General features: G+C 69.5%; 18 protein-coding genes and 1 tRNA gene. 15 read left to right on the forward strand and 4 right to left on the reverse strand.

Annotated elements, in window-relative coordinates:
• Positions 1-55: 55 nt before the first annotated feature.
• Positions 56-592 (forward strand): M48 metallopeptidase family protein, encoded by a 537-nt coding sequence (locus tag ACW9PK_RS10460; protein WP_457015801.1) that lies wholly within the window; start codon positions 56-58, stop codon positions 590-592.
• A 161-nt stretch (positions 593-753) separates the two neighbouring features.
• Here ACW9PK_RS10460 and ACW9PK_RS10465 read toward each other — a convergent pair whose 3' ends face one another.
• Entirely contained in the window at positions 754-2,253 is a 1,500-nt protein-coding gene (locus ACW9PK_RS10465; protein ID WP_457015802.1) for a zinc-dependent metalloprotease, read from the reverse strand.
• A 275-nt stretch (positions 2,254-2,528) separates the two neighbouring features.
• Here ACW9PK_RS10465 and ACW9PK_RS10470 point away from each other — a divergent pair, with 275 nt between their 5' ends.
• From ACW9PK_RS10470 to ACW9PK_RS10480, 3 genes are all read left to right on the forward strand, one after another.
• Positions 2,529-3,611: a YlbL family protein gene (locus ACW9PK_RS10470; RefSeq protein WP_457015804.1), complete on the forward strand. Its 1,083-nt coding sequence runs from the start codon at positions 2,529-2,531 to the stop codon at positions 3,609-3,611.
• 106 nt (positions 3,612-3,717) lie between these two features.
• Positions 3,718-6,696 (forward strand): UPF0182 family membrane protein, encoded by a 2,979-nt coding sequence (locus ACW9PK_RS10475; protein WP_368844335.1) that lies wholly within the window; start codon positions 3,718-3,720, stop codon positions 6,694-6,696.
• Positions 6,697-6,886: 190 nt separating this feature from the next.
• A tRNA-Met gene (locus ACW9PK_RS10480) sits at positions 6,887-6,963 on the forward strand.
• Positions 6,964-7,164: 201 nt separating this feature from the next.
• On the opposite strand, the gene ACW9PK_RS10485 is transcribed toward ACW9PK_RS10480, so the two are convergent.
• Positions 7,165-7,920, reverse strand: coding sequence for a PspA/IM30 family protein (locus ACW9PK_RS10485; protein WP_144930634.1), 756 nt, complete (start codon positions 7,918-7,920; stop codon positions 7,165-7,167).
• Positions 7,921-7,999: 79 nt separating this feature from the next.
• A complete protein-coding gene (locus ACW9PK_RS10490; protein WP_457015806.1) occupies positions 8,000-10,015 on the reverse strand; it encodes a TPM domain-containing protein in 2,016 nt (671 codons plus the stop codon).
• Between the two features lie 285 nt (positions 10,016-10,300).
• Here ACW9PK_RS10490 and ACW9PK_RS10495 point away from each other — a divergent pair, with 285 nt between their 5' ends.
• A complete protein-coding gene (locus tag ACW9PK_RS10495) occupies positions 10,301-11,770 on the forward strand; it encodes a S1C family serine protease (protein ID WP_457015808.1) in 1,470 nt (489 codons plus the stop codon).
• A 96-nt stretch (positions 11,771-11,866) separates the two neighbouring features.
• Here ACW9PK_RS10495 and ACW9PK_RS10500 read toward each other — a convergent pair whose 3' ends face one another.
• On the reverse strand, positions 11,867-12,331 hold the full coding sequence (locus tag ACW9PK_RS10500) for a tRNA (cytidine(34)-2'-O)-methyltransferase (RefSeq protein ID WP_035965296.1): 465 nt from the start codon (positions 12,329-12,331) through the stop codon (positions 11,867-11,869).
• A 186-nt stretch (positions 12,332-12,517) separates the two neighbouring features.
• Between ACW9PK_RS10500 and ACW9PK_RS10505 the strand changes: the two genes are divergently transcribed.
• The 10 genes from ACW9PK_RS10505 (at position 12,518) to secA (ending at position 25,746) form a co-directional block, all read left to right on the forward strand.
• A complete protein-coding gene (locus ACW9PK_RS10505) occupies positions 12,518-13,747 on the forward strand; it encodes a cysteine desulfurase family protein (RefSeq protein WP_085107629.1) in 1,230 nt (409 codons plus the stop codon).
• A 159-nt stretch (positions 13,748-13,906) separates the two neighbouring features.
• Positions 13,907-15,061, forward strand: coding sequence for a tRNA 2-thiouridine(34) synthase MnmA (gene mnmA, locus ACW9PK_RS10510; RefSeq protein WP_085107627.1), 1,155 nt, complete (start codon positions 13,907-13,909; stop codon positions 15,059-15,061).
• 68 nt (positions 15,062-15,129) lie between these two features.
• Entirely contained in the window at positions 15,130-15,516 is a 387-nt protein-coding gene (locus tag ACW9PK_RS10515; RefSeq protein WP_064845803.1) for a chorismate mutase, read from the forward strand.
• Entirely contained in the window at positions 15,513-16,523 is a 1,011-nt protein-coding gene (locus ACW9PK_RS10520; protein WP_144997998.1) for a hypothetical protein, read from the forward strand. Before ACW9PK_RS10515 ends, ACW9PK_RS10520 begins: the two co-directional genes overlap by 4 nt.
• An 85-nt stretch (positions 16,524-16,608) precedes the next feature.
• Entirely contained in the window at positions 16,609-17,280 is a 672-nt protein-coding gene (mtrA, locus tag ACW9PK_RS10525; RefSeq protein WP_457015811.1) for an MtrAB system response regulator MtrA, read from the forward strand.
• Positions 17,277-19,142 carry an MtrAB system histidine kinase MtrB gene (mtrB, locus tag ACW9PK_RS10530; RefSeq protein ID WP_368844340.1) on the forward strand — a complete coding sequence of 622 codons (1,866 nt, stop codon included), beginning with the start codon at positions 17,277-17,279 and terminating at the stop codon, positions 19,140-19,142. The genes mtrA and mtrB overlap by 4 nt, the downstream gene beginning before the upstream one ends.
• Entirely contained in the window at positions 19,139-20,929 is a 1,791-nt protein-coding gene (locus tag ACW9PK_RS10535; protein WP_368844341.1) for an LpqB family beta-propeller domain-containing protein, read from the forward strand. The genes mtrB and ACW9PK_RS10535 overlap by 4 nt, the downstream gene beginning before the upstream one ends.
• A gap of 94 nt (positions 20,930-21,023) precedes the next feature.
• Positions 21,024-21,911 carry a ComF family protein gene (locus ACW9PK_RS10540; protein WP_368844342.1) on the forward strand — a complete coding sequence of 296 codons (888 nt, stop codon included), beginning with the start codon at positions 21,024-21,026 and terminating at the stop codon, positions 21,909-21,911.
• Positions 21,912-21,993: 82 nt separating this feature from the next.
• On the forward strand, positions 21,994-22,698 hold the full coding sequence (gene hpf / locus ACW9PK_RS10545) for a ribosome hibernation-promoting factor, HPF/YfiA family (RefSeq protein WP_035965286.1): 705 nt from the start codon (positions 21,994-21,996) through the stop codon (positions 22,696-22,698).
• A gap of 267 nt (positions 22,699-22,965) precedes the next feature.
• A complete protein-coding gene (gene secA, locus ACW9PK_RS10550; RefSeq protein WP_368844343.1) occupies positions 22,966-25,746 on the forward strand; it encodes a preprotein translocase subunit SecA in 2,781 nt (926 codons plus the stop codon).
• Positions 25,747-25,751: the final 5 nt, after the last annotated feature.

The following is a 25,751-nucleotide window of genomic DNA, read 5'->3' on the forward strand; positions in this document are numbered from 1 at the left end:
GTGAACTGGGGGCATGCCCCCACCACGAGCCAGAATCGTCGAACCACCGGAGGAGATGCCGGAGATCGTCGTCAAGCGCAGTGCCCGCCGCACCAAGACCGTCAACGCCCACTTCAGCGGGGATGCCGTGGTGCTCTCGGTGCCGCAACGGGCCACCCGTGCCCAGATCGCGCATTGGAGTGCAACTCTCGTTCCCAGGGTCGTGGCCAAGCGGCGCGCGGCGGAGGCGGCCTCGCGCACGCGGCACTCCGACACGGCGCTGGAGGAGATGGCGCAGCGGCTGTCCCGGACCTACCTGGAGGGTCGTGCCCGGCCCACGAGCATCACGTGGTCCGCCCGCCAGCACACACGGTGGGGCTCGGCGACCCCCGCCACGGGTGCCATTCGGATCTCACGGCGACTCGCGGACGCACCCGAGTGGGTTCTGGAGACCGTGGTGCTGCACGAGCTCGTGCACCTGCTCGAGGCTCACCACAACGAGCGGTTCTGGGAGATGGCACGGCGCCACCCCAGGGCGCACGACGCCGCCCAGTTCCTGGACGGCGCCGCGTGGGCGGAGCGGAACCCCGCGCAGGTCACGGGCCGGGAGTGAGGAACCCGAGGGGCCAGCCCGGCGAGCCGGGTCGGCGAGGGGCCGGTACGAGGTCCGCACGAGCCTTGGTGCGAGTGGCTCCGGGCCGTTCGCACGGGCCCGGCCGCGAACCCTGAAGTCCGTACGACGGGCCTACTACACGGAGGCCCAGCCGCCCACGATCAGTCCTCGTCCCGCGTGGTGTCGGGATCGTCCTGGTCGTCGTCGCCGGCAGTGCCCGTGCTCTCACCCGGCTCGCGTCCACGCGACGTCTCCCCGGACGCACCCTGCTTCGCGTCCGCGGAGGCCTGGCCGGTGGAACTCGCGCCCCCCGGGGCCTGCCGACCGTCCTCGTACCCGCCGGCCAGCAGCTTCTCCAGGGCGGCGTCCATCTCCTCGTCGCTGGCCGTGAGCAGCCCGCGGCGCTCCTCGAAGCCCTGGGGATCGTCGAGGTCCTCGTTGGTGGGCAGCAACTCGGGGGACTCCCAGAGGCTGTCGCGCTCGGTGATCCCGCGCTGTTCCTCCACGTAGCCCCAGAAGGTCGCTGCCTCACGCAATCGGCGGGGGCGCAGTTCGAGACCCACGAGGGAACCGAAGGTGCGCTCGGCGGGCCCGCCCTCGGCGCGGCGGCGGGCCATCATCTCGGTGAGGGCGGCGGCGGAGGGGATGTTGGCGGTGGAGGCCACGGTGACGCGGTTGACCCAACCCTCCACGAGCGCGAGGACCGTCTCGAGCTTGGCGAGTGTGGCCTCCTGGCGCGGGGTCATCTCGGGGCTGAACACGCCGGAGGCCAGCGCGTCCTGGATGCCCGAGGGGTCGGAGGGGTCGAGTTCCTGGGCGATGGACTCGATCCGGTCCATGTCGATGTGGATCTCGGACGCGAACGCCGTGATCAGGTCCAGCACGTACTGGCGCAACCACGGCACACCGTGGAACAAACGCGTGTGGGCGGCCTCGCGGATGGCCAGGTACAGCATCACGTCCGAGGCCGGCAGGTCCAGCCCCTCGCTGAACTCGGCCACGTTGGACGGCACGAGCGCGCAGCGGTCCTTGGCCAGGGGGATGCCCACGTCCGTGGAGGACAGCACCTCGCACGAGAGCGCACCCACGGCCTGTCCCAGCTGCATCCCGAACATCATGGAGCCCGCGCCGGAGAGCATCCCGGACAGGTCCGCCCCGCCCATGGCCTGGGAGAGCTCGGGGGGCAACTGCTGGGTCAGGGCGTCGGACATGGCCTTGGACACGGAGGTGGCCACCGGGGTGGTCATCTCCTTCCAGGTCTCCCACGTGGCCTCGATCCACTCGGTGCGCGCCCACGCGGACGGCAGCACGGGGGCTTCGCCGAACGCGGTGTTGTCCGTGAGCCACAGGTCCGCGAGCTTCATGGCGTCGTTCACGGCGCCCTTCTGCTTCGCCGAAACGGACGCGTCGCCCTTCTGCGCGGCCACCTGACGGGCGTGCTGGTTGGCGAGCTCCCAGTTGATGGGCTCCCCCGAGGAGGTCGAACTCATCATGGACTGGATCTGCTGGAACATCATGGACATGGCCTGCGGGTCCATGGGCATACCGGCCGGCATGTCACCGGGCTTCATGTTCCCGGAGCCCAGCAGACGCTCGAACATCTCCTGGAACGGGTCCTTGGGGTTCTCGCCGTTCTCGTCGTACGGAGGGTTCGAAGGCATGGGACCGCCAATCGTCGTGGAGGATCTAGGACTGCTCAAACCCTAGCCGTCCGCCCCGGGCCCGAACCACCGCGTGCGCCCCCAGTTCGCTGATGGCTCAGGTACCCTCCGGGCGCCCGTTCACCGGGAGCGGGCGACGCCGCCGTCCCCGGCCGTGCGGCGTCTTCGAACCTTCCACGAGGGCGTGCGACGTACGCCCCAGACGGTGCGCGGGACCTTCCCAGGGTGGGCCGAGTACGCTGGGACGGTCCTGGAGGCCGTGGAGAGGAAGCGACGTGACGGGTGAGCAGAAGGGGGCGCGGCGCGGATTCCTCCGCCGCCGGTCGTTGCCGTCGGTCGCGCTCGCGGGGACCACGGTGCTGCTGCTCGCGGGCGTGGTGCTGCCCGCGCCGTACGTCGTGGAATCCGCCGGACCCACGTTCAACACCGTGGGCAGTCACGACGACAAGCAGCTTGTCAAGATCACGGGCGCCCCGACCTTCCCGAGCGACGGCCGGTTGGACCTGACCACCGTGTACGTCACGGGCGGACCCTCCGGGCGGCTCAACTCCATCAACGCGCTGCTGGGCTGGATGGATCCCTCCGATGCCGTGATCCCGGAGGACACCCTTTACCCGCCGGACACCACGGGCCAGCAGGTGGACGAGTCCAACGCCGCGGCCATGGTCACCTCCCAGGAGGACTCCGTGGCGGCCGCGCTGAACCACCTGGGCAAGCCGTTCACGACCACCCTGACCGTGCACGCCGTGACCCCCGGCGGCGCCGCGGACGGTGTCCTGCGGGCCGGGGACCGGATCCTCTCCGTGAACGGCACGCAGGTCACCTCGCTCGAGCTGTTGCGCGAGCAACTCGACGCCGCGGGGGAGCGGGGAGCGGACGTCGTCGTGCGCCGGGACGGCAGGACGGTCACCGAACACGTGAAGCTGACCCGGGACGAGGACTCGCAGCGGTGGCAGCTCGGCGTGTACCTCGTACCGAAATACGAGTTCCCCGTGGACGTGGACTTCCAACTGGACCAGGTGGGTGGACCCAGCGCCGGGATGATGTTCGCGCTGGGGATCATCGAGGAACTGACCCCCGGATCGATGGCGGGCGACGAACACATCGCGGGTACCGGAACGATCTCGGCGGACGGGAAGGTCGGTCCCATCGGCGGGATCCGACAGAAATTGCAGGGCGCAGCGGAGTCCGGTGCCACGTACTTCCTGGCGCCCTCGGACAATTGCGGTGAGGTGGCCGGGCACGTCCCGGATGGTCTCACGGTGATCGAGGTGAAGACACTGGGAGATGCTGTGGAAGGGGTCGAAAAAGCGGCGTCCGGATCGGTCGTGGAGCTGCCTTCCTGCGGCACCCGGTGACATCCGAGGCGGTGAAATTGCATGCCGCCACGGGGTCCAGCACAATAGGGTGGACACTGATCATTGACAGATCATCATCCGTGCCCAGGAAATTCAGAGGTATTCAGTGACCGCCGGATCCACATCCCCACGTCCATCCAGCGGGTCCGCAGCGGGCCGCAAGAAACACGGGGCCCTGTTGCCCACGGTGATCGCGGTGGTGGTCCTCATCGCCCTGTTCGTGGGGTTCACCCAGGTCTACACGAACATCCTCTGGTTCGAGCAGCTCGGCTACCTGCGGGTGTTCGTCACCCGTAACCTCGCGATGATCGGTCTGTTCATCATCTCCGCCGTGATCGTGGCCACGCTCATGTTCCTGAGCCTGTGGCTCGCGTACCGCAACCGCCCCCGGGACACCGGCCAGGTCAGCGACAACATGCAGAAGTACCAGCAGGCGCTGGACCCCGTGCGCAAGATCGTCATGGTGGCCGTCCCGGTGATCTTCGGGCTGTTCGCCGCCTCCACGATCACGTCCCAGTGGCAGACCGTGCTGCTGTTCCTCAACCAGGAACCCTTCGGGCAGACCGACCCCCAGTTCGACCTGGACCTGGGCTTCTACGTGTTCACCCTCCCGTTCCTGCGGCTGCTGATCGGCTTCCTGGTCACCGCCCTGCTGCTCGCCGGTGTGGCCGGGCTGCTCATGCACTACGTCTACGGCGGGATCCGCATCCATGAACGCGGGATCGCCACGACCCGTTCCGCCCGCGTGCACCTGGGCTCCATCGTGGCCGCGTTCCTCGCGCTGCAGGCCGTGAACTTCTGGCTGGACCGCTACGCGACCCTGACCTCCAACTCGGGCAAGTGGACAGGTGCGCTGTACACCGACGTCAACGCCGTGATCCCCACCAAGGGCATCCTGGCGATCGCCGCCGTCCTGGTGGCCATCCTGTTCGTGGTGGCCGGGTTCATCGGCCGTTGGAAGCTGCCCCTGATCGGTGCCGCGATGCTCGTGGTCGTGGCCGTGGTGGCCGGTGGGCTCTACCCGTGGGCCATCCAGCGCTTCCAGGTGACCCCCACGGAGCAGGCGCTCGAGAACGAGTACATCCAGCGCAACATCACCATGACCCGGCAGGCCTACGGTCTGGACAACACCGAGGTCACCCCGTACGACGCCACGACCCAGACCGAACAGGGTGCACTGCGCCAGGACACGGAGACCACCTCCAACATCCGTCTGCTGGACCCCAACGTGGTCTCCTCCGCGTTCGCCCAGCTGCAGCAGTTCCGGCCGTACTACCAGTTCTCCGACATGCTCAACGTGGACCGCTACACGATCGACGGCCAGACCCAGGACACGGTCATCGCGACCCGTGAACTGAACCCGGACCAGATCCAGGGCTGGTACAACCAGTCGGTGGTCTACACCCACGGCTACGGCGTGGTGGCCGCGTACGGCTCCCGCGTGCAGTCGGACGGCAAGCCCCAATTCATGCAGGCCGGGATCCCGTCCCGCGGTGAGATCTCCAACGACTACGAGCCGCGGATCTACTTCGGGGAGAACTCGCCCGAGTACTCGATCGTGGGTGGCTCCCCGGAGGACCCGCCGCTTGAGCTGGACCGCCCCCAGACCAACGACGGGGACGCCCAGGACGCCAAGACCACGTTCGCCGGCAACGGCGGCCCCACCGTGGGCAACTGGTTTAACAAGCTGTCCTACTCCATCAAGTTCCAGTCCACGGACATGCTGCTCTCGGACGCGGTGCGCCCGGAGTCCCAGATCCTCTACGACCGCAACCCGCGTGAGCGGGTGGAGAAGGTGGCCCCCTACCTCACGGTGGACGGCAACCCGTACCCGGCGATCGTGGACAACAAGGTCGTGTGGATCGTGGACGCCTACACCACGGCGGCGTCCTACCCGTACTCCACGCCGTCCGTGCTCCAGGACGCCACCCAGGACACCCAGACCGCGCAGGGCACCGCCGCTGCGTTGCCGCCCGAGCGTGTGAACTACATCCGTAACTCGGTCAAGGCCACGGTCAACGCCTACGACGGTTCCGTGGATCTCTACGCGTGGGACGACCAGGACCCCGTCCTGAAGTCGTGGCAGAAGGTCTTCCCGAACACGCTCAAGCCGTACTCGGAGATGTCCGCGGACCTCATGGCCCACGTGCGCTACCCCGAAGACATGTTCAAGGTCCAGCGTGAGCTGCTCAACCGCTACCACGTCACGGACGCGAACAGCTTCTACGCGAGCGACGACGTGTGGTCCGTGCCCAACGACCCCACCCAGCAGAACCAGGACGTCCCGCAGCCGCCGTACTACCTCTCCATGCGCATGCCGGGTGAGGACAAGGCGAACTTCTCGCTCACCTCGTCCTTCATCCCGCAGCAGAACGAGTCCGGCAACACCCGTAACGTGATGTACGGGTACCTCTCCGCCAACGCGGACGCCGGGACCGGTGAGGACGGCGTCAAGAGCGAGGACTACGGCAAACTGAGGCTGCTCGAACTGCCGCGCTCCTCGGTGGTGCCCGGTCCGGGCCAGGCGCAGAACCTGTTCAACTCGGACACGGATGTGTCCCAGGAGCTGAACCTGCTGCGTCAGGGTGCGTCCGAGGTCATCAACGGCAACCTGCTGACACTGCCCGCGGGCGGGGGCATGCTCTACGTCCAGCCCGTGTACGTGCAGTCCTCCGGCGATGCCGCCTACCCCACCCTGCGCCGCGTCCTCGTGGGCTTCGGTGAGAAGGTCGGATTCGCCCCCACGCTCGACGGCGCTCTGGATGAGGTTTTCAGCGGTAACTCCGGTGCCACCACGGATACCGGGGCCGGCGTGAACGACCAGGCCGCGGAGGCCGCCCAGGGCGGCGACGGGCGCACCGGCGCGGTGGACGACGGCGCGTCGGCCAGCCCCTCGCCGCAGCCCTCCGGGACCCCGTCGCCGCGCTCCACGTCCCTGCAGCAGGCTCTGGACAACGCCAACCAGGCCATGCAGGAAGCGGATCGGGCACGCCGGGACGGTGACTGGACGCAGTACGGCGAGGCCCAGGACCGGCTGAAGCAGGCCATCGACGAGGCCATGCGTCAGGACGGTGCCACCCCGTAATCCAGGGGATACGCCCGAAGGGCGGTGATCGGGTTCTCCCGGTCACCGCCCTTCGCCATCACCGTCCCCCCTTGCCGCCGCCCCTGTCCTCACCGCCCCTCGCCATCGGGGCGCTGTCCCGTGCGGATCCGCGCCGGGGGATACCCGATTTGCACGATCCGTTCACCCTCCGTATAGTTGAGGACGTCGCCGCGGGGTGGAGCAGTTCGGTAGCTCGCTGGGCTCATAACCCAGAGGTCGCAAGTTCAAATCTTGCCCCCGCAACCACGAAGAAGCCCGGTTTCCCAGGAAACCGGGCTTCTGGCATGTCCGGACACATGTCCGGGGCTACGTCGCGACAAGCAGTGGAGCAAACGCAGCAGGCGATGCCGCGTTTGCTCCACGTCAGCTCACGCCGGGGGTGTCTGCTCAGCCGCGGGATGAGGCCCTGAATGCTGCGGCCACCGCACCGGCAGTCCCGGAAGTGACTCAGACTTCCTCGGAGGACACAATCTTCTCGCCGTCCGTGGTGGCGTTGCCGGCCTTGAGCGCCGCGAGCCGCGCCTCGATCTCGGTTTGCTGACCCATGTCCTCGAGCGCCTCGAACTGGCGGTCCAGGGAGGAATCGGCGAGCTCCTGCTGGCCGGCCACGCGAGCCTCCTCGCGGCGGATCTTGTCCTCGAACCGGGAGACCTCGCTCGTGGGGTCCATGACGTCGAACGCCTTGAGAGAGTCCTGCACCTGGGCCTGGGCCTGGACGGTCTTCTGGCGAGCGGCCAGCTCGTCACGCTTGGCGGAGAGCTCCTGGAGCTTGCCACGCATGGTGTTGAGCCCGTCCTTGAGCTTCTCCACGACCTCGGTCTGGGACGCGATCTGGGGTTCGACCCCGCGGGCCTCGCTCTCGGACTGGATCTGACGTTGCAGCGCGACCTTGGCGAGGTTGTCGAACTTCTGGGCCTCGCTCTCCTTGCCGGACGAACGGAACTCCTCCGCCTTGTTGGACGCGGCCAGTGCCTTGTTACCCCACTGGGCGGCCTCCTGGACGTCCTCGGCGTGGTCCTTCTCGAGCAAGCGGAGGTTACCGATGGTCTGGGCCACGGCGGACTCCGCCTCGCGGATGTTCTCGGTGTAGTCGCGGACCATCTGGTCCAGCATCTTCTGGGGGTCCTCCGCGGAATCGATCATCGCGTTGATGTTCGCCTTGGCCAGCTGAGCGATCCGCCCGAAAATGGACTGTTTGGACATGGTGTTCTCCTCTTCTCGTATCTCGGACAAAACTGAAATCTGTCACGGGGCGGCGGGTGCGTCGCTCACCCGGAGGGGGTCAGAAGTTCCCGCCCACACCGCCGTCGAAGCCACCGAAATCGCCGCCTCCGCCGCCGAAACCGCCGCCGAAGTCACCGCCTCCGCCGCCGTAGTGGCCCCCGCCGATGCCGCCGTTGAGGATCCCGCCCAGCAGGATCCCGCCGAGCATGGCACCACCGAGGCCGTTGCTGCGCCGGCCGTAACCCATGCCGCCGTAGCCCATGGGGGAGTTGTAGAACTCGTCCACGTCCGTCTGTGCGGAGCGCTGTGCGGAGTCCGCGAGGCGGATGGATTGGTTGGCCTCGTTGAGTGCCCGCTCGGGATCAGAGTTCTGCAGTTGCTGCGCGATCTCCAGGTGGCGTTCGGCCTCCGCGAGTTCCGTGCGCGCGCGGGCGCCCACACCGCCGCGGCGCGCCCACACGTAGTCGGACGCGGTGGTCAGGCTCGCCTGCGCGCTCACGAGCGCGTGGGACAGGGTCTCGCGCGCGGAGCGGGCGCGGTCGTTCGCGCTACGGACGTCGTCCAGGCCCTTGTCGAGCTCGGCCTTGGCCTGCGCGAGCCGGCGGGCGGAGCCCATGGGGTCGTAGCGCCCGGAACGCATGTTCTGGGTCACGGTCTGCAGCACGGAGCGCACCCCGGCGGCGGCACCCGCGAGCTCGGGACGGGAGCCCTGCTGGACCAGTCCCTCGGCCTCGGCGACGTCCCGTTGGGCGATGCTCACGGCGTCCTTGAGGGACTCCTCGGCCTTGGCCAGTTCCCGGCGGGCGTTCTCCACCGAGGTGATCAGACCCTTGGCCTGGCCCTGCGCCTCCTCGGCGGCTCGGATGTTGAGCACGGCCTGGGAAACCTGTCCCGCGTCCAGGTGCTGTTGGGCCTGGGCGATCGCGGATTCGGCGAACTCGAGGCGTTCGCGTGCCTGCTCGCCGTTGTCCCGCACGGGGGCCAGAGCGGCATCGTCGTACGTTGCGTGCAGCGAGACGAGCAAGGACTCGGCGTCCTGCAGGCGCGGCTGGACACCGGCCACGGCGTGGCGCACGTCCTCGAGGGCCTCGGGGGCGCGGGTCTCGAGTTGACGCAACTGCGAGAAGTTCTGTTCCTGTTCCGCAAGGGAGCCGCGCGCCTGGTTGGAGCGCTCGATGATTTCCCCGAGCCACGCGCGCTGGTCCGCCTCGGTGTCCGGGATGTGGTCCTCGAGCTTCTGCTGCAGCTCGAAGGACGCGCGCATGTGCTCCTTGGCCCGCGCGAGCGCGTGCTCGAACGGCTGGGTCTGCTCGCGGCCGTACTGCAGCTGCGCGAAGGTGAGTTCCTGCTCGGAGTGCTGGATCGCGTTGTCCGCCTCCACGAGCGCCGAACCCGCGCGCTTGTGCAGCTCGGGCAGGGGCACGAGCGGTCGCTGCGGCGCGCTGCTGCCGTTGTGCGGTTCCGGGGCCTGGGGTGCATTCGCACGACGACGCCGCCCGCGCATGAGCGACGCGACGCCCACGCCCGCGGCCGCGAGCCCGCCGAGCACCACGACCCCGCCGACCACACCGCCGGCCCCGTTCAGGCTCACCCCGCCGAGTTTCGAGTCGATCCCCTCCACGGCACCCTGGGCGGCGGCGTCCCAGTTGCCGTTGCGCAGGGCGGGGACGATGTTCTCGTTGTAGATCTCCTGGGTGTCGGAACGGGACAGGGGACCCGCCGAATTGGCCACGAACCGCGCCTGGCGGGTCTCGGTGGCCACGGCGAGCACGGCGTCATTGGTCCCGAAACCGTTGTTCCGGGCGAAGTCCTGGACCCACTGACCGGGATCGGTGGGGTTCGTGAACCGGTCCACGTACACCACGTAGAGCGTGATGTTGTGTTCGCTGGCGACCTTGTTGATCCCGTCCTGCAACTGCGACGTGTTGCCCAGGACGTTCGCCGAATCCACGATCCGCGTGCCCGGGTCCACCTGCTGAGGCGGCTCGGCCAGGGCGGCGGGTGCCGCGAACAAGCACACTCCCGAGAGTACGGTCGCGGAAACAGCGCGGCGCCAAACGGTGTGTGAACTCATGACCCTCGTTCCAATCGATCTCAGCCCGGAGGACGCCCGCCCGGGGGTCTCCCCGGGACGCGATGGTCGTCCGAGTCACAGACTACGCTGAACGGACAACGCGGTCACGAAATCAGCGAGCGTCCCGGAGATCGCCAGACAACGTGCAGGAATCGGCCAGTTCTCACAGCCGCGGCTCAGTACGCCCGGGCATACTGGGTCACCGGAAGCCGCCGGGCCGGTCCCGGCATCCGCGTCCAGACACACGATCCCTCGACGTCCTGTCACAGTCCTGAAGGAGACAACATGGCCGATTCCCATGACCCCCGTGCGGGCGGCGATCCCCAGCGTCCCGTGCCCCGGTACGGCCAGTACGGCTCCGGGACGGAGGGCGCTGGCCAGGGTTCGCCGTGGCACGCGCAGGACACCCAGCCCATCCCGCCCGCGGGCGAACACCCCGGCGCCACCGGGGGTTACCGGTACGGCACCTATTCCGGTGGTCCGGACGGCTACGCCGCGGCGTCGCAACCGGCCGGGGGTGCCGCGACCGCCACGACGCCCAAGCGGAAGTTCTCGGCGGGTGCGCTGGTCACCGGCATGGTGCTCGCGGGGCTGATCGGTGCGGGGACCGCGGTGGGGACCGGCGCCCTCGCCGAGAACAACGGCGTGTCCGCGGCGGGCAACAGCTCCCCGGTGATCGTGAACAACACGGAGTCGGTCAACCAGATCACGGGGGCCACCCACAAGGCCTCCCCGTCCGTGGTGACCATCTCCGCGTCCGCCGGGGGCCGGGCGGGCACGGGCTCCGGTGTGATCCTGGACGATCAGGGGCACATCCTCACCAACACCCACGTGGTCACGCTGGACGGCGCGAGCTCGGACGCCAACCTGGAGGTCCAGACCTCGGACGGGTCCGTGCGCAAGGCCAGCCTCGTGGGCACGGACCCCGAATCGGACCTCGCGGTGATCAAGGTGGACCCGAGCGGTCTCACGCCCGCGGAGTTCGGTGACTCGAGCAAGCTCAACGTGGGGGACACCGCGATCGCGATCGGCTCACCGCTCGGGCTGAGCGGAACCGTCACGGACGGCATCGTCTCCACACTCAACCGCACGATCGCCGTCGCGTCCTCGGCAGCACCGGAGACCCCGAGCGAATCCAGCCCGAGCCCGCGGGGTCCGCAGGACTTCTTCTTCAACTTCCCCGACAACGGGCAGTCCGGTTCGCGCAACGCGCAGTCCAGCGTGTACCTCAACGTGATCCAGACGGACGCAGCGATCAACCCCGGCAACTCCGGCGGTGCCTTGGTGAACGCGAACGGTCAGGTGATCGGGATCAACGTGGCGATCGCGTCCGCGGCGGGTTCGTCGTCGAACGGTTCGAGCACGGCCGGCAACATCGGCGTGGGGTTCTCGATCCCGTCCAACACCGCCAAGCGGGTCGCGGACGAGATCATCCAGCACGGCAAGGCCACGCACGGTTACCTGGGCGCCTCGGTCTCCGCGTACACACCGTCGGGCAGCAACACCGAGCAGTTCTCCGCGGGCGCCCTCGTGCGCAGCGTGCAGGACGGTTCCCCGGCCGCGGACGCCGGGTTGCGCGCGAACGACGTGATCACGCAGTTCAACGGCAAGCGCATCACGGACGCGGACGCCCTCACCGCCGGCGTGCGGGAACTCGCGGCCGGGACGGAGGCGGAGGTCACCTACCGGCGCGGCGGGGACGAGCACACGGCCAAGGTCACCGTGGGCAACGCCGCCGAGCAATCGGGCAAGTAGGCGCCCGCGGCTCCGGCCGCACCGATGGAGTTCGCGACGGCGCTCGCAGGGTGTGCATACGCACGGCACCCGGCGAGCGCCGTCGTCGTGGCGGGATCACACGCCGTCGGGGAAGCCCAACTGCCGCCAGGCCTCGTAGAGCGCGATGGACGCGGAGTTGGCGAGGTTGAGTGAGCGGCGCCCGGGCAGCATGGGAATCCGGACGTGCTCGGTGACGTGCTCGTCCTCGAGGACGTCGGCGGGCAGCCCCGTGGACTCGCGACCGAAGAGCAGGACGTCCCCGTCCTGGTAGGTCACGTCCGTGTGGCGGGTGCTCGAGTGGGACGTGAACGCGAGGACCCGGGCGTCCCCGAGTGCGTCCCACAGTGCTTCCACGCTGGGGTGCACGTCCATGACCGCGAGATCGTGATAGTCCAACCCCGCCCGGCGCAGGTGGGCGTCTCCGAACGTGAAGCCCAAGGGCTCCACGAGGTGCAGGCGGGCGCCCGTACAGGCCGCGAGGCGGATAGCGTTTCCCGTGTTGCCGGGGATCTCGGGGGTGTGGAAGACGAAATGCAGCATGGCTGCGAGTGTAGGCGCGTCCGCGCGCGGCACGGCACCGGCGGGGCGTGGGGCGTTGCATCGACGCAGCCGGGGGTCTCACCGGCGGTGCACTGGGGGAGGTCGCACCGGAGGTGCGCCGGGGAGGTCGCACCGGAGGTGCGCGGCCGAGGGAGGGCCGCGGTGGGCGCGCCTAGAATTGGACCCATGCCCACGCCGCGCGTCTACATGGATCACGCCGCCACGACCGACATGCTGCCCGAGGCCGTCGAGGCCTACGTGGCGCAGGCCCAACGCGGCGGCAACCCCGCGTCCCTGCACTCGGGTGGGCGCTCCGCGCGCATGGCCCTGGAGACCGGGCGGGACAGCGTGGCCGCCGCGTTGAACGCGGAACCGGTGGAGATCATCCTCACATCCGGGGGGACGGAAGCGGACAACATGGCCGTGCTCGGGCTGTTCCGGGCAGCCCGGGACGCGGATTCGCGTCGCACCGTGATCGCGCTGTCCACCGTGGAACACCACGCGGTATCCGAGGCCGCCGAGTGGCTCGCCGCGCACGAGGGCGCCGAGCTCGCGTGGCTCGAGGTCGATGCCGACGGCCGGGTGGACCCCGACGACCTGCGGGAGCTGCTCGCCCGCCGCGGCGACGAGCTGGCCCTGGTGACCGTGATGTGGGCCAACAACGAGGTCGGCACGGTGCAACCGATCGCGGAGCTCGCGGCCCTGTGCGACCGGGCGGGGGTGTCCTTCCACGTCGACGCCGTACAGGCGTTCTGCGCGGTGCCCGTGGACGCGCACTTGCCCGGGATCAGCACTCTTGCGGTGTCCGCACACAAGCTCGGCGGTCCGATGGGTGTGGGCGCGCTGTACGCCCCCCGCACGGTGACGTTGGCCGCCACGAGTTTCGGCGGGGGCCAGGAGCGCAGCGTGCGTTCCGGCACGGTCAACGCCGCGGGGGCGGCCGCGTTCGGTGCCGCAGTGCACGCCGCCCAGCGTGATACGCACGCCGAGTTCGTGCGTCGCGCACGATTGCGCGACACCCTCGTGGCGGGGATCCGCGAACGGGTCCCGCAGGCCGTGCTGCGCGGGCCCGAGCCCGGTGCACCCGAGGACGAGTGGGCGCATCCCACGCGGCTGCCGGGCAACGCGCACTTCACGTTCCCCGGGTGCGAGGGCGATTCCATGCTCTTCCTCTTCGACGCCGCGGGGGTCGCGCTGTCCACGGGCTCGGCGTGCAACGCGGGCGTCCCGCGCGCATCCCACGTGTTGCTGGCCATGGGGGTTCCCGAGGAGACCGCGCGCGGTGCCCAGCGCTTCTCCCTGGGACACTCGAGCACGCCGGACGACGTCACCGCGGTGCTGGCTGCCGTGGCGGAGGTCTACGACCGCGCCCACACCGCGGGGCTGTCCGGGCACGTCCCGGGCTTCGCGTCCTGAGCAGCGCCGTCAGGAACCGCGGAGTGGCCGGGAACGGCGGGGTCGGGGACGGCGTCGTCGGGAACTGCGGCGCCGTCGGGAATAGCCCCGGCGGCGCGCTGGTTGTTAAACCGGTTCGACCCACAATTTTCGACCCTCGACGGACCTGGAGGAATTGACGTGCGTGTTCTGGCAGCGATGAGCGGCGGTGTGGACTCGGCGGTGGCCGCGGCGCGCGCCGTGGACGCGGGGCACGACGTCACGGGCGTGCACCTGGCGCTGTCCCGCACCCCGGGCACGCTGCGCACGGGCGCGCGGGGGTGTTGCACGATCGAGGACTCCCGGGATGCGTGGCGCGCGGCCGAGAAGCTCGGGATCCCGTACTACGTGTGGGACTTCTCCGAACGGTTCCAGGCGGACGTCGTGGACGACTTCGTGGCCGAGTACGCTGCGGGGCGTACCCCCAACCCGTGCATGCGCTGCAACGAGAAGATCAAGTTCGCGGCCCTGCTCGAGAAAGCGCTCGCCCTGGGGTTCGACGCCGTGTGCACGGGCCACTACGCCAAGGTCGTGACGGATGCGGACGGGCACAAGGAACTGCACCGTGCGGCCGATTGGGCCAAGGACCAGTCCTACGTGCTGGGCGTGCTCACTGCCGAGCAGCTCGAGCACGCGGTTTTCCCCCTGGCCGAGACCCCGTCCAAGGCGCAGGTGCGCGCCGAGGCCGAGGAGCGCGGGCTGTCCGTGGCCAAGAAGCCCGATTCCCACGACATCTGCTTCATCCCGGACGGGGACACCCGCGGGTGGCTCGAGGACCACATGGAGCTCGCCCCCGGGAGGATCGTGGACACCCAGGGCACCGAACTCGGTGAGCACCGCGGCGCGCACGCCTACACGGTGGGTCAGCGCCGGGGTCTGCACATCGGCCGGCCCGCCCCGGACGGCAAGCCCCGCTTCGTCCTGGAGATCCGGCCCAAGACCAACGAGGTGGTCGTGGGGTCGGAGGCCCTGCTGTCGATCGACGTCATGGAGGGCATCCGCCCGTCGTGGGCCGGGCTCCCGCCCCGCGAGGTCGCGGCGATGGCCGAGGACGTAGACGGTCGCTCCGATGAGTTCCCCGTGACGGTCCAGGTGCGCGCCCACGGCGATCCCGCGCCGGCGCGCGCGTGGCTCACCCGGCAGGACGGGCGGCAGCGGTTGTGCGTGCGCCTCGACGAGCCCCAGCGCGGTGTGGCTCCCGGGCAGACCATGGTGCTCTACCAGGGCACCCGTGTGCTGGGCCAGGCCACCATCGACGCCGCCTTCGCCGATCGCGCGGCCGCGGCCGCGTCCTGAGCCCCACGTGGGGGCGGCATGACCGCCACACGACCGGGCGCCGGGCGCGCCACTATTACAGTGGACGCATGAGTGCAGTCACCGACCCCGCCGACCACGCGCCCGTCGACTCATCGGGAGCCGATTCACCGGGCACCGACCGTCCCGCGGACAGCGCGTTGACGCGCTTGGAAGCCATTCGCGGCACGATCGACAACATCGACGCCGCACTCGTGCACCTGCTCGCCGAACGCTTCAAGGCGACCCAACAGGTGGGCAAGCTCAAGGCGGAGAACGACCTCCCGCCCTCGGACCCCGAACGCGAGAAGACGCAAATCCACCGGTTGCGCCGACTTGCGGAGGCCGCACACCTGGATCCCGAGTTCGCGGAGAAGTTCCTGAACTTCATCATCAGCGAGGTCATCCGCCACCACGAGGCCATTTCCGAAAACCACCAGCGCAGCACCGACGCATGAGCGAAGCAGTCACCGCGACCCTCACCCGTTCCCTGCGGGGCACGGACCTCCTCGAGACGTTCACCGTGCTGCGCGGCGAGCTGGGCGCACCGCACCTGGCCACCGTGCCGCTGCTGCCGGAGCGGGGTCCGCACGCCGAGCTCGCGGCCCGCACGTGCGCCGTGCTCGATTCCCTCTACGCGGACCGGCAGCCCCACGGGTGGCGGATCAGCGGTGTCCCCGGCGACGACTCCCGCCGTGCACGCCGGCAACTGGAGAGCGACCTCAACGTGGTCGCGGACGTCCTGGGCGCCGAATCCGGCGCGGACACCGGACCGATCGCCTTCTCGCTGCTCGGCCCGGTCTCCCTCGCGGCGACCGTCCACGTGCACAACGGGGAGAAGCTGCAGTCGGATCCCGGCGCTCGCCGTGATCTCGCGCAGTCGTGGTGCTTGGGCGTCGCAGACCTCATGGCCGTGCTGCGGCGCAACACGGACGGGCGCGGTGTCGTGCTGGTGCTCGAGGAACCCGAGCTGGAACGCGTGGTGACCGGGCGCATCCCGACCGCGAGCGGCTACCGCACCCTGCGTGCGCTGCCGCGCCAGGAACTACGCGCCACACTCTCGGACGCCGTGGCCGCGTGCCGTGCGACGGGGGCGGAGACCGTGGTCCTGGACGCGGGCGCCGTCGGGATCGACTGGACCCCGCGGGTCGGCGCGGACGCCGCCGTGCTTGGTCTGCCGGACGGGCCCACCGAGCAGTGGGAGCCCCTCGCGGCCCTGCACGAGGCGGGGGTGCGGTTGTGTTTCGACACCGTCCCTGTGACCGGGCGCACCCCCGTGTCCGAGCTCGTGCGGCGCGTGCTGGGCCCGTGGCGTGAGCTGGGCATGGATCCGGCGGCGTTGCTGGGAACCGTGCTGGCGCCGTCGGCGCGGATCAGCGAGCTCACCCCGCCGGACCTGCCGGACGCCCTGCAGCGGGTGACGCACCTGGGCGGCGCGCTCACCGAGGCGTGCAACGAGGGTTGAGCCCGGCCAGGCCGTAGAATCGAGGGCGTACACGGACGCCGATCCCGGCCGCTCCGGGTGTCAGGGACGAGCGCGAAAGCGGGCCATGAAAGCAAGAATCCTGGTGGTGGACGACGACGCCGCGTTGTCCGAAATGATCAGCATCATCCTCGCGTCCGAGGACTTCGAGCCCGTCTACTGCTACGACGGCGCCCGCGCCCGGGACGTGTTCCGCGCCTCCGAACCGGACCTCATGCTCCCCGGCATGGACGGGATTCAGGTGTGCCAGCAGATCCGCGCCGAGTCGGACATCCCGATCGTGATGCTCACCGCCAAGTCCGACACCGCGGACGTGGTGCGCGGGCTCGAGGCCGGCGCGGACGACTACGTCCCCAAGCCCTTCAAACCCGCCGAGCTCGTGGCCCGCGTCAAGGCGCGTCTGCGCCCTATGGACCGCGGGGCCACCCAGGAGATCACGCTCGGGGACATCGTGATCGACGTGACCGGGCACAGCGTGACCCGGGCCGGGCAGGAGATTTTCCTGACCCCGCTGGAGTTCGACCTGCTCGCGACCCTGGCGCGCTCGCCGCACCAGGTCTTCAGCCGGGACGAGCTGCTGCGTGACGTGTGGGGCTACCCCCACGCCGCGGACAACCGCCTGGTCAACGTGCACGTGCAGCGGTTGCGCTCCAAGGTGGAACGCGATCCGGAGAACCCGGAGGTGGTCCTCACGGTGCGCGGGATCGGCTACAAAGCCGGGGGACACGCGCATAAATGACGTCCGCCCCGGCGCGACCCGTGGCGCACAGCCCCGCCGAGCGGCGTCGACCCAAACGCTTCCGCAGGATCCGGCTGGGTCGGCGCATGCTCATCCGCCGCTGGCGGCAGTCCCTGCAGTTTCGCGCGATCGCCGTGGCGCTCACGCTCACGTCCGTGGCGTTCCTCGCCACGGGTAGCTTTCTGTCCCACCAGATCGCGGACCGGTTGTTCACCGACCGCCTGGACCAGGTGCTCGAGGAGGCCCGCAGCGACATCCGCACCGCCCAGGCGAGCTTCGACGCCTCGGACGCCTCCGACCGCACCGAGGTCCAGGCGCTGATCAACTCCACGCTGGGCGGGCTGAGCCAGGACATGAGCACCACCGACCACCGCTGGATCCTGATCCCCCTGGACCAGGGCGCGGGGCAGTTGTTCGTGGGCGTGCAGACCGAGAGCGCGTGGATGACCTCCGCCACCGTGCCCCAACAACTGCAACGACGCGTGGCCAATGGGGACGGCACGTACTGGCAGCCGGCCTCGGTCCGCATGGCGGAGAACGAGCCGGAGAAACCGGTCATCGTGATCGGGGACGTAGTCCAGCTCAACCAGAACTCTCGCTACGGGTTGTACTTCGTCTACGATTTCTCGGACCCGCAGGCCACCCTGGACTCGATCCACGCGGTGCTGTTGCTGTCCATGGTCGCGCTGTTGCTGCTCGTGGGAACCATCGTGTGGTACGTGACCCGGGAAGTGGTGCGCCCGGTCTCGAGTACGGCGCGCGTGTCGCAGCGGTTGTCCGAGGGTGATCTGGACGTGCGCATGGAGGTCCACGGCAGCAACGAGGCCGCCCGGTTGAGCCGTTCGTTCAACCGCATGGCGGATTCCATCCAGGGGCAGATCACCCAGCTCGAACAACTCTCGTCCATGCAGCAGACCTTCGTCTCGGACGTCTCCCACGAGCTGCGCACGCCCTTGACCACTGTGAAGATGGCCGCGGAGGTGCTCTACAATGCACGCGAGGACTTCGATCCCGTCAACCGGCGCTCCGCCGAGCTGCTGCACAACCAGGTGGACCGCTTCGACTCGTTGCTCTCGGACCTGCTCGAGATTTCACGGTTCGACGCCGGCGCTGCCCGCCTGGACATGGCGTCCACGGACATCTTCACCGTCATCTACGACGTCGTGGAGGCGTGCGCGCCGCTCGTGCTCGAAAGCGGTTCGGAGCTCACGGTGCGGTCCACCCTGACCCGCTGCGTGGTGCAGATGGACCAGCGGCGGATCGACCGGATCCTGCGCAATCTCGTGACCAACGCGCTCGAGCACGGGGAGAGCAAGCCCGTGGACATCTACGTGGGCGCCAACGAGAACTGTGTGTCCGTGGCGGTGCGCGACCACGGCATCGGGATGACCGAGGAGCAGACGACCAAGGTCTTCAACCGGTTCTGGCGCGGGGATCCCGCGCGCGCTCGCACGGTGGGCGGTACGGGCCTGGGGCTCGCGATCGCCACGGAGGACACGCGGTTGCACGGGGGCGCGCTCACGGTGTGGGCCGAACCCGACAATGGCGCGTGCTTCCGGCTCACCCTGCCCCTGCTGCGGAACCAGGTGCTGGATCCAGAGCAGCCCAATCCGCTGCCCATGCCACCCGTGGAACAGCACAGCGAATCCACCGCTCGGGTCACCGACACCGGTTCGTTGCAGCTCACTGCCCCGGCCGTGCGCCCGAGCGAGGACCGGGACACGGGCCAGCTGCTCATGGACTTCCCAGACGCCGACGTGGCCGCCGGGGAGCCAGCCGCGACGACGGATGCGAACGCCTCGGCACAAGAGCGCACGGGCTCGAGCGCCTCGCGACACCGTGATCGGACGGAGGAGTCATGAATCCCGCAGACCACGATCGGACCCGTGATCGGGCGGATGCCATCCGGGCCGTCGGGGACACGCGCCGGGTGAGCGACGTCGTGTTCGGGACCACGCGGCGTCGGGCGCGGTACACGGGCCTGGCGTGCGCGATGGTTCTGGGCCTGACCCTCTCCGCGTGCGGTGCCATGCCGCGGTCCGGGCCCGTGCACAAGGTGATCGAGCCTACGGAGCAGACCCAGCAGTCCGCGATGCCCTTCAATCCCCAGGGGCCCCGGGTGGGGGCCACGGCCCAGGAGATTGTGGAGGGGTTCCTGGCCGCCGGGGTGGGCGCGCAGGACGACTACTCCGTGGCCCGCCAGTACCTCACACCGCAGCTCGCCGCGACCTGGAAGCCGGATACCCGCGTGCTCATCCACTCGGGGGAGCCCACCACGGTGCCGCGGCTCAACGACGGCGAATTCCGCACGAGCATGGAGGTCAGCGGGGAGCTCAGTGCCAGCGGCGTGCTCGCCAAGCAGCCCTCGGGCAGCACGCGCGTCCTGGATTTCGTGCTCACCTCGGTGGACGGGCAGTGGCGGATCTCCCGGGCGCCCGACGGCGTGGTGGTCCCGCAAGCGGACTTCGAGAAGATCTTTTCGCCCACCAACCTCTACTTCTACTCGGCTCAGGACAGCAAGTACCTCGTTCCGGATCCGCGGTGGTTCGCGACCCGCTCCACGACCTCCACGGCGGCGGTGCGCGCGCTCATGCGCGGGCCCGCCGCGTATCTGGGCAATGCCGTGACCAGTGCGATCCCGCAGGGTACCGCGCTGTCCCGTTCGGCCGTGCCGGTGTCCGGGGGGACCGCGGCGGTGGACCTCACGCTCGCGAGCTTCGACCCCGCGGAGGTGAACCAGGCACGCCGGATGGAACAACAGCTGCGGGCCACCCTGCGCACCATCCCGAACGTGGACGACGTCGAACTGCGGATCAACGACGCCCCGGTGGACACCTCCGGCGCCAGCGACAACGACCCGATCCAGGCCGTGACCGTCCCCAACCGGCAAATCGGGGTCTCCGACAACAAGCTCGCGTTCTACCAGGGCGGCCAGACCGAGCTGATCCCGGACCTCACGCTGCCAGAGGGCGTCACGCTCAGCAAACCGGGAATGGGCGTGGAGGCCGGGGCCTTCGGGTTTGTGGACAGCGCCGGTTCCACGGTCTACACCGTGTCCCCCGGACAGCAACCCCGGCAGCGGTGGTCCGGGTACAAGCCCACCCGGCCGAGTTTCGACAACCTGGGGTGGGTGTGGGGCGCGGACCGCTCCGGGACCGTCCGGGTCGTGCGGGCGTCGTCGGAGGGGCAGGGTGACACCGTGTCCGCCTCGTGGCTCGACGACCAGCACGTGGCGTCCCTGCGGATCTCCCGCGAGGGCAGCCGGGCGCTCGTGGTCACGACCGACGCCGCCGCGACGCGTTCCACCGTGTGGATCGCGGGCGTGGTGCGGGACGCCTCCGGCAAACCCACCGAGCTCGCCAAGGGCAATGCCGTGGCCACGGACGTGGACGTGGACACCGCCCAGTGGATCGGCCCGGACGAGTTCGTGACCAGCGCCCTGGACCAGGACACCAACGCGCAGCCCCGCCGGTACACGATCGCGGGCAAGGTGGACGAGCTGCCCGCCCTGACCGGGGTGACCTCCCTGGCCGGGGGCAACGGGCCCGCCGCGGTGTACGGCGCCTCGGACGGGCGGCTCTACATGCTCACGGGCAGTTCCTGGGCGCTGCAGAGCGAAGAGGTCACGGACACCGCGTTCGCGGGGTGAGCACTCGTTCCTGAGGGGGTGCGCCGTGCGGTGCGCGCTGCACATGTCTGCCGCACCGTGGGCGGACACCGTCCGCGCACCGTGAACTGGTGCCATGACCCGAGCCCGCCCCGTCGTTCCGTACCGCTCCTCGACGGTGTCTCGCCCTGCGGTGTACGACGTCGCTCCGGGCCGTGGCACCGCCGGCGCACCCTGGCGCCGCCAGCCGGTTCTCGCGCGGTGGGACCGTCGGGCCGCGGTCGTCAGCGGGTGGTGCGCGCAGGCCCTGGACCTCCTGCTACCGGTGTCGTGCGCGGTGTGTGCGGCCCCGGGCACCACACTGTGCCGGGCGTGTCGGATCGTGCTGCGACGCGCCACGGCCCGGCCGCACCCGGTGACACCACCGGCGGCACTCGCCGCATCCGGTGTGCGGGTCGTCGTCGCGGGGGAGTACGAGCACGAACTCGCCTCGTGCGTGCTGTCCTTCAAGAACGGCGGCCGCACCGATCTCGCTCCGGTGCTCTCCGCGGTGCTCTCGGCAGCCCTGGCGACCGTGGCGCGCGAGCTCGGCGACGACAGGCCCACCCTGTACTGGGTGCCCGTGCCCACGAGCGCCCGCGCGCGGCGTCGTCGATGGTTCGATCCGGTCGCCACGCTGCTGCGGGGCGCGGCACTGCCCCCGCGGTCGCGGATCGCACCCGCCCTCACGCACCGAGCGGTGGCCGGGCGCGGTACCCAGAAGGGTCGCGGGAGGATCCAGCGTACCCGGGCGCTGCGCGGGAGCCTGCGCGCCCGGGACATGTCGGGACTCACGTGCGTGGTCGTGGACGACGTGCTCACCACGGGCGCCACGGCCGCCGAGGCCGTCCGTGCCCTGACCGCGGCCGGGGCCAGGGTACCCGCGATCGTGACCCTCGCGGGGGTGCGCGTACGGCGTTCACCGGGGGAGAACGCAGGATCATCGGACGTCGTCATCCATGAATTTCCCCGTTGTTTCCTCTAGCGTTGGATCACGGGAAGCATTGAAGGTGTCCCGTGTGGGAAAGCAGCACATCCCGCGTCATCCTCAAGATGTGGAGGGTCTCATGGAACTGAACATCCTAGGCCGCAACGTCACCCTGCCGGACCGATTCAAGGAATACGTCGAGGAGAAGAGCGAGCGCTTCCAGCAGCTCGGCGACAAGGTCCAATCCATCGAGGTCAAGGTCACCAAGGATCACGCCGCCTCCGGCCACCAGGGCATGCGGGTGGAGATCACCGTCGTGGGGCGCGGGCCCCTGGTGCGCGCCGAATCGCGCAACGACGACAAGTTCGCGGCGTTCGACGAGGCCTACGCCAAGCTCGTGGAGCGGTTGCGTCGAGCGCGTGACCGCCGCAAGGTCCACCGCGCCGGGCACCAGAGGCCCATCGCCGTGCACGAGGCCACGGGATCGCTGCCCGCGGACCCCTCGGGACCGACCCCCACGTACGCCAGCCAGGAAGAACTCGCGGCGGCCGAGGACGAGGCCTTCAGCACCGAGTACCCCCTGAGCGACGCCCCCACCCCCGTGGAGATCCGGCGCAAGCGTTTCCCCGCCCACGAGATCACCGTGGACGAGGCCGTGGACCGGATGGAGCTCGTGGGTCACGACTTCTTCCTGTTCGTGGACAAGGAGACCCAGGAACCCTCCGCCGTCTACCGCCGCAAGGGATGGGAGTACGGGGTCATCAGCCTCAGCAACGACGGACGCTCCGGGGAGGAGAAGGCGCGGGCCTACCAGCCCGACACCGCGAACTCCGCGGCCTCCTGAGCATCCGCAGCACCGCACCGAGGACGGGCCCGCGACCACGTCGCGGGCCCTTCCCGTGCCCGGCGAGCGGGTATCGGGAACCCGGTCGCTGCCCGTCCCGTGCGTGCCGAGCGGGCAGCGGGGGTCCGGCGGCTACCCGTCCGGGCGCCACCCGGTGCCCGGCGCGGTGGCACGCGGCCGGCGTCCAGCCTGACTCACGTACACTGTTCGGCGGTGCACCCACTGTCCTGCCGGTGCCCACCATTGATCTCGGAGGAGCGAACACACGTGGCGTCATTCCTGGAAAAGGTTCTTCGCACTGGGGACAAGCGGGTCCTGAAGCGGCTGAGGACTTACGCCGACGCCGTCAACAGCCTCGAGGACAGTTTCAAGGAACTCTCCGACGCCGAGCTGCGCGCCGAGACCGACTCGTTCCGGGAGCGCATCGAGGGCGGCGAATCCCTGGACCGGCTTCTTCCCGAGGCGTTCGCGGCCGTGCGGGAAGCGGCGTCCCGCACCCTGGGCCAGCGTCACTTCGACGTCCAGATCATGGGCGGTGCCGCCCTGCACCTGGGTTACATCGCGGAGATGAAGACCGGTGAGGGCAAGACCCTGGTGGCCACGGCGCCGGCCTACCTCAACGCGCTCGCGGGCAACGGCGTGCACGTGGTCACGGTCAACGACTACCTCGCCGAGTACCAGGCCAACCTCATGGGCCGTGTCTACCGCTTCCTGGGGTTGGAGACCGGGGTGATCCTGAGCGGTCAGGACCCTGCGACCCGGCGTGAGCAGTACGCCGCGGACATCACCTACGGCACGAACAACGAGTTCGGCTTCGATTACCTCCGGGACAACATGGCCTGGTCCAAGGAGGAGCTCGTCCAGCGCGGGCACAACTTCGCGATCGTGGACGAGGTGGACTCCATCCTCATCGACGAGGCGCGGACCCCGCTCATCATCTCCGGACCGGCCTCCGGGGAGGCCAACCGGTGGTACCGCGAGTTCGCGACCGTCGTGGAGAAGCTCAACGGGGAGACCGATTACGAGGTCGACGAGAAGAAGCGCACCGTGGGCGTGCTCGAACCGGGGATCGAGAAGGTCGAGGACTGGCTCGGCATCGACAACCTCTACGAGTCCCAGAACACCCCGCTGATTGGGTTCCTCAACAACGCGATCAAGGCCAAGGAACTGTTCCGCGCGAACAAGGACTACATCGTCGCGGGTGGCGAGGTGAAGATCGTGGACGAGCACACCGGCCGAGTGCTGTCCGGGCGGCGCTACAACGAGGGCGTCCACCAGGCCATCGAGGCCAAAGAGGGCGTGGAGATCAAGCCCGAGAACCAGACGATGGCCACCATCACCCTGCAGAACTACTTCCGTCTGTACGACAAGCTCTCGGGCATGACCGGTACGGCCCAGACCGAGGCGGCCGAGTTCATGAACACGTACGAGATCGGCGTCGTGGCCATCCCGCCGCACCGCGGCATCGCCCGCGAGGACAAGCGAGACGTGGTCTACAAGAACGAGGCCACCAAGTACGCCGCCGTGGTGCGGGACATCGAGGACCGCCACGAGAAGGGTCAGCCCGTCCTCGTGGGTACGGCGTCCGTGGAGAAGTCCGAGTACCTCTCGCGCTTGCTGGCCAAGCGCGGTGTGCGTCACGAGGTGCTCAACGCCAAGAACCACGCGCGTGAGGCCGCGATCGTGGCCCAGGCCGGCCGCAAGGGTGCGGTCACCGTGGCCACCAACATGGCCGGTCGAGGCACCGACATCATGCTGGGTGGCAACGCCGAGTTCAACGCCGTGGAGAAAATGGCCGAACTCGGCCTGGACCCCGAACGCGATGCCGAGACGTACGAGGCGCGGTGGCCCGACGTCCTTGCGGAATGCGAGGCCTCGACCAAGACGGAACACGAGGAGGTCCTCGAATCCGGGGGGCTCTACGTCCTGGGCACGGAGCGTCACGAGTCCCGCCGGATCGACAACCAGTTGCGCGGGCGGTCCGGTCGTCAGGGGGATCCGGGGGAATCTCGGTTCTACCTGTCCCTGTCGGACGACCTCATGCGCCTGTTCAACCCCGGTGCGGCGCAGCGCCTCATGGCGATCGCCCCGGACGACGTCCCCGTGACGGGTCGTTTGATCACCTCCGGTATCGCCAACGCGCAGAACCAGGTGGAGGGGCGCAACGCCGAGCAGCGCAAGAACGTGCTCAAGTACGACGACGTCCTGAACCGCCAGCGCGCCGTGATCTACCGGGATCGCAAGCGGATCCTCATGGGCGACGACATCGAAGATCAGATCCGGCAGTTCACGGACGAGGTCATCACATCGGTGATCACGGAGCACACCGGGACGGGTCACCCTGAGGACTGGGACCTGGACGCGCTGTGGACCGCGCTGCGGGCCATCTACCCCGTCTCCCTGACCCGCGATGAGGTCCTCGAGGAAGCGGGCGGCCGCCCGCGGTTGACCTCGGACTTCCTCCAGGAGCAGATCCTCTCGGACGCCGCGGTCACCTACAAGGAACGCGAGGACGAACTCGGTTCCGAGGCCATGCGCAATCTCGAGCGCCGGGTCCTGCTCTCGGTGATCGGTCAGCGCTGGCCCGAGCACCTCTACGAGATGGACTACCTCAAGGAGGGGATCGGGCTGCGCGCCATGGCCCAGCGCGATCCGCTCGTGGAGTACCAGCGCGAGGGCCACGCCATGTTCCAGGAGATGATGGCCGCCATCCGCGAGCAGACCGTGGTGACGCTGTTCAACCTGGAGGTCCGCAAGCAGCGCACCGGCGCGGACGGTGGTGCCGTGGAGCTCACGACGCCCCAGCGTCCCGCGTTCCTGCAGTACACCGCCCCGGACGAGGACGGCACGCCGAGCGCGGCCGTGGAGCCCGAGCCCCTGGTGTCCTCCGACGACGACGAGCCTGCGGCGGACACCGAGCCGGCGACGACGAACGGGGCCTCGGATGCCAACGGTGCCACCTCCGCTGGCGAGGGGGCCAACCGCGCCCAGCGTCGGGGGAAGTCCGCCAAGGCCGGCGGCAAGGCGAAGCGGGGCAAGCGGCGCTGAGGCCC

The organism is Kocuria sp. MNB10 (genome assembly GCF_054073685.1).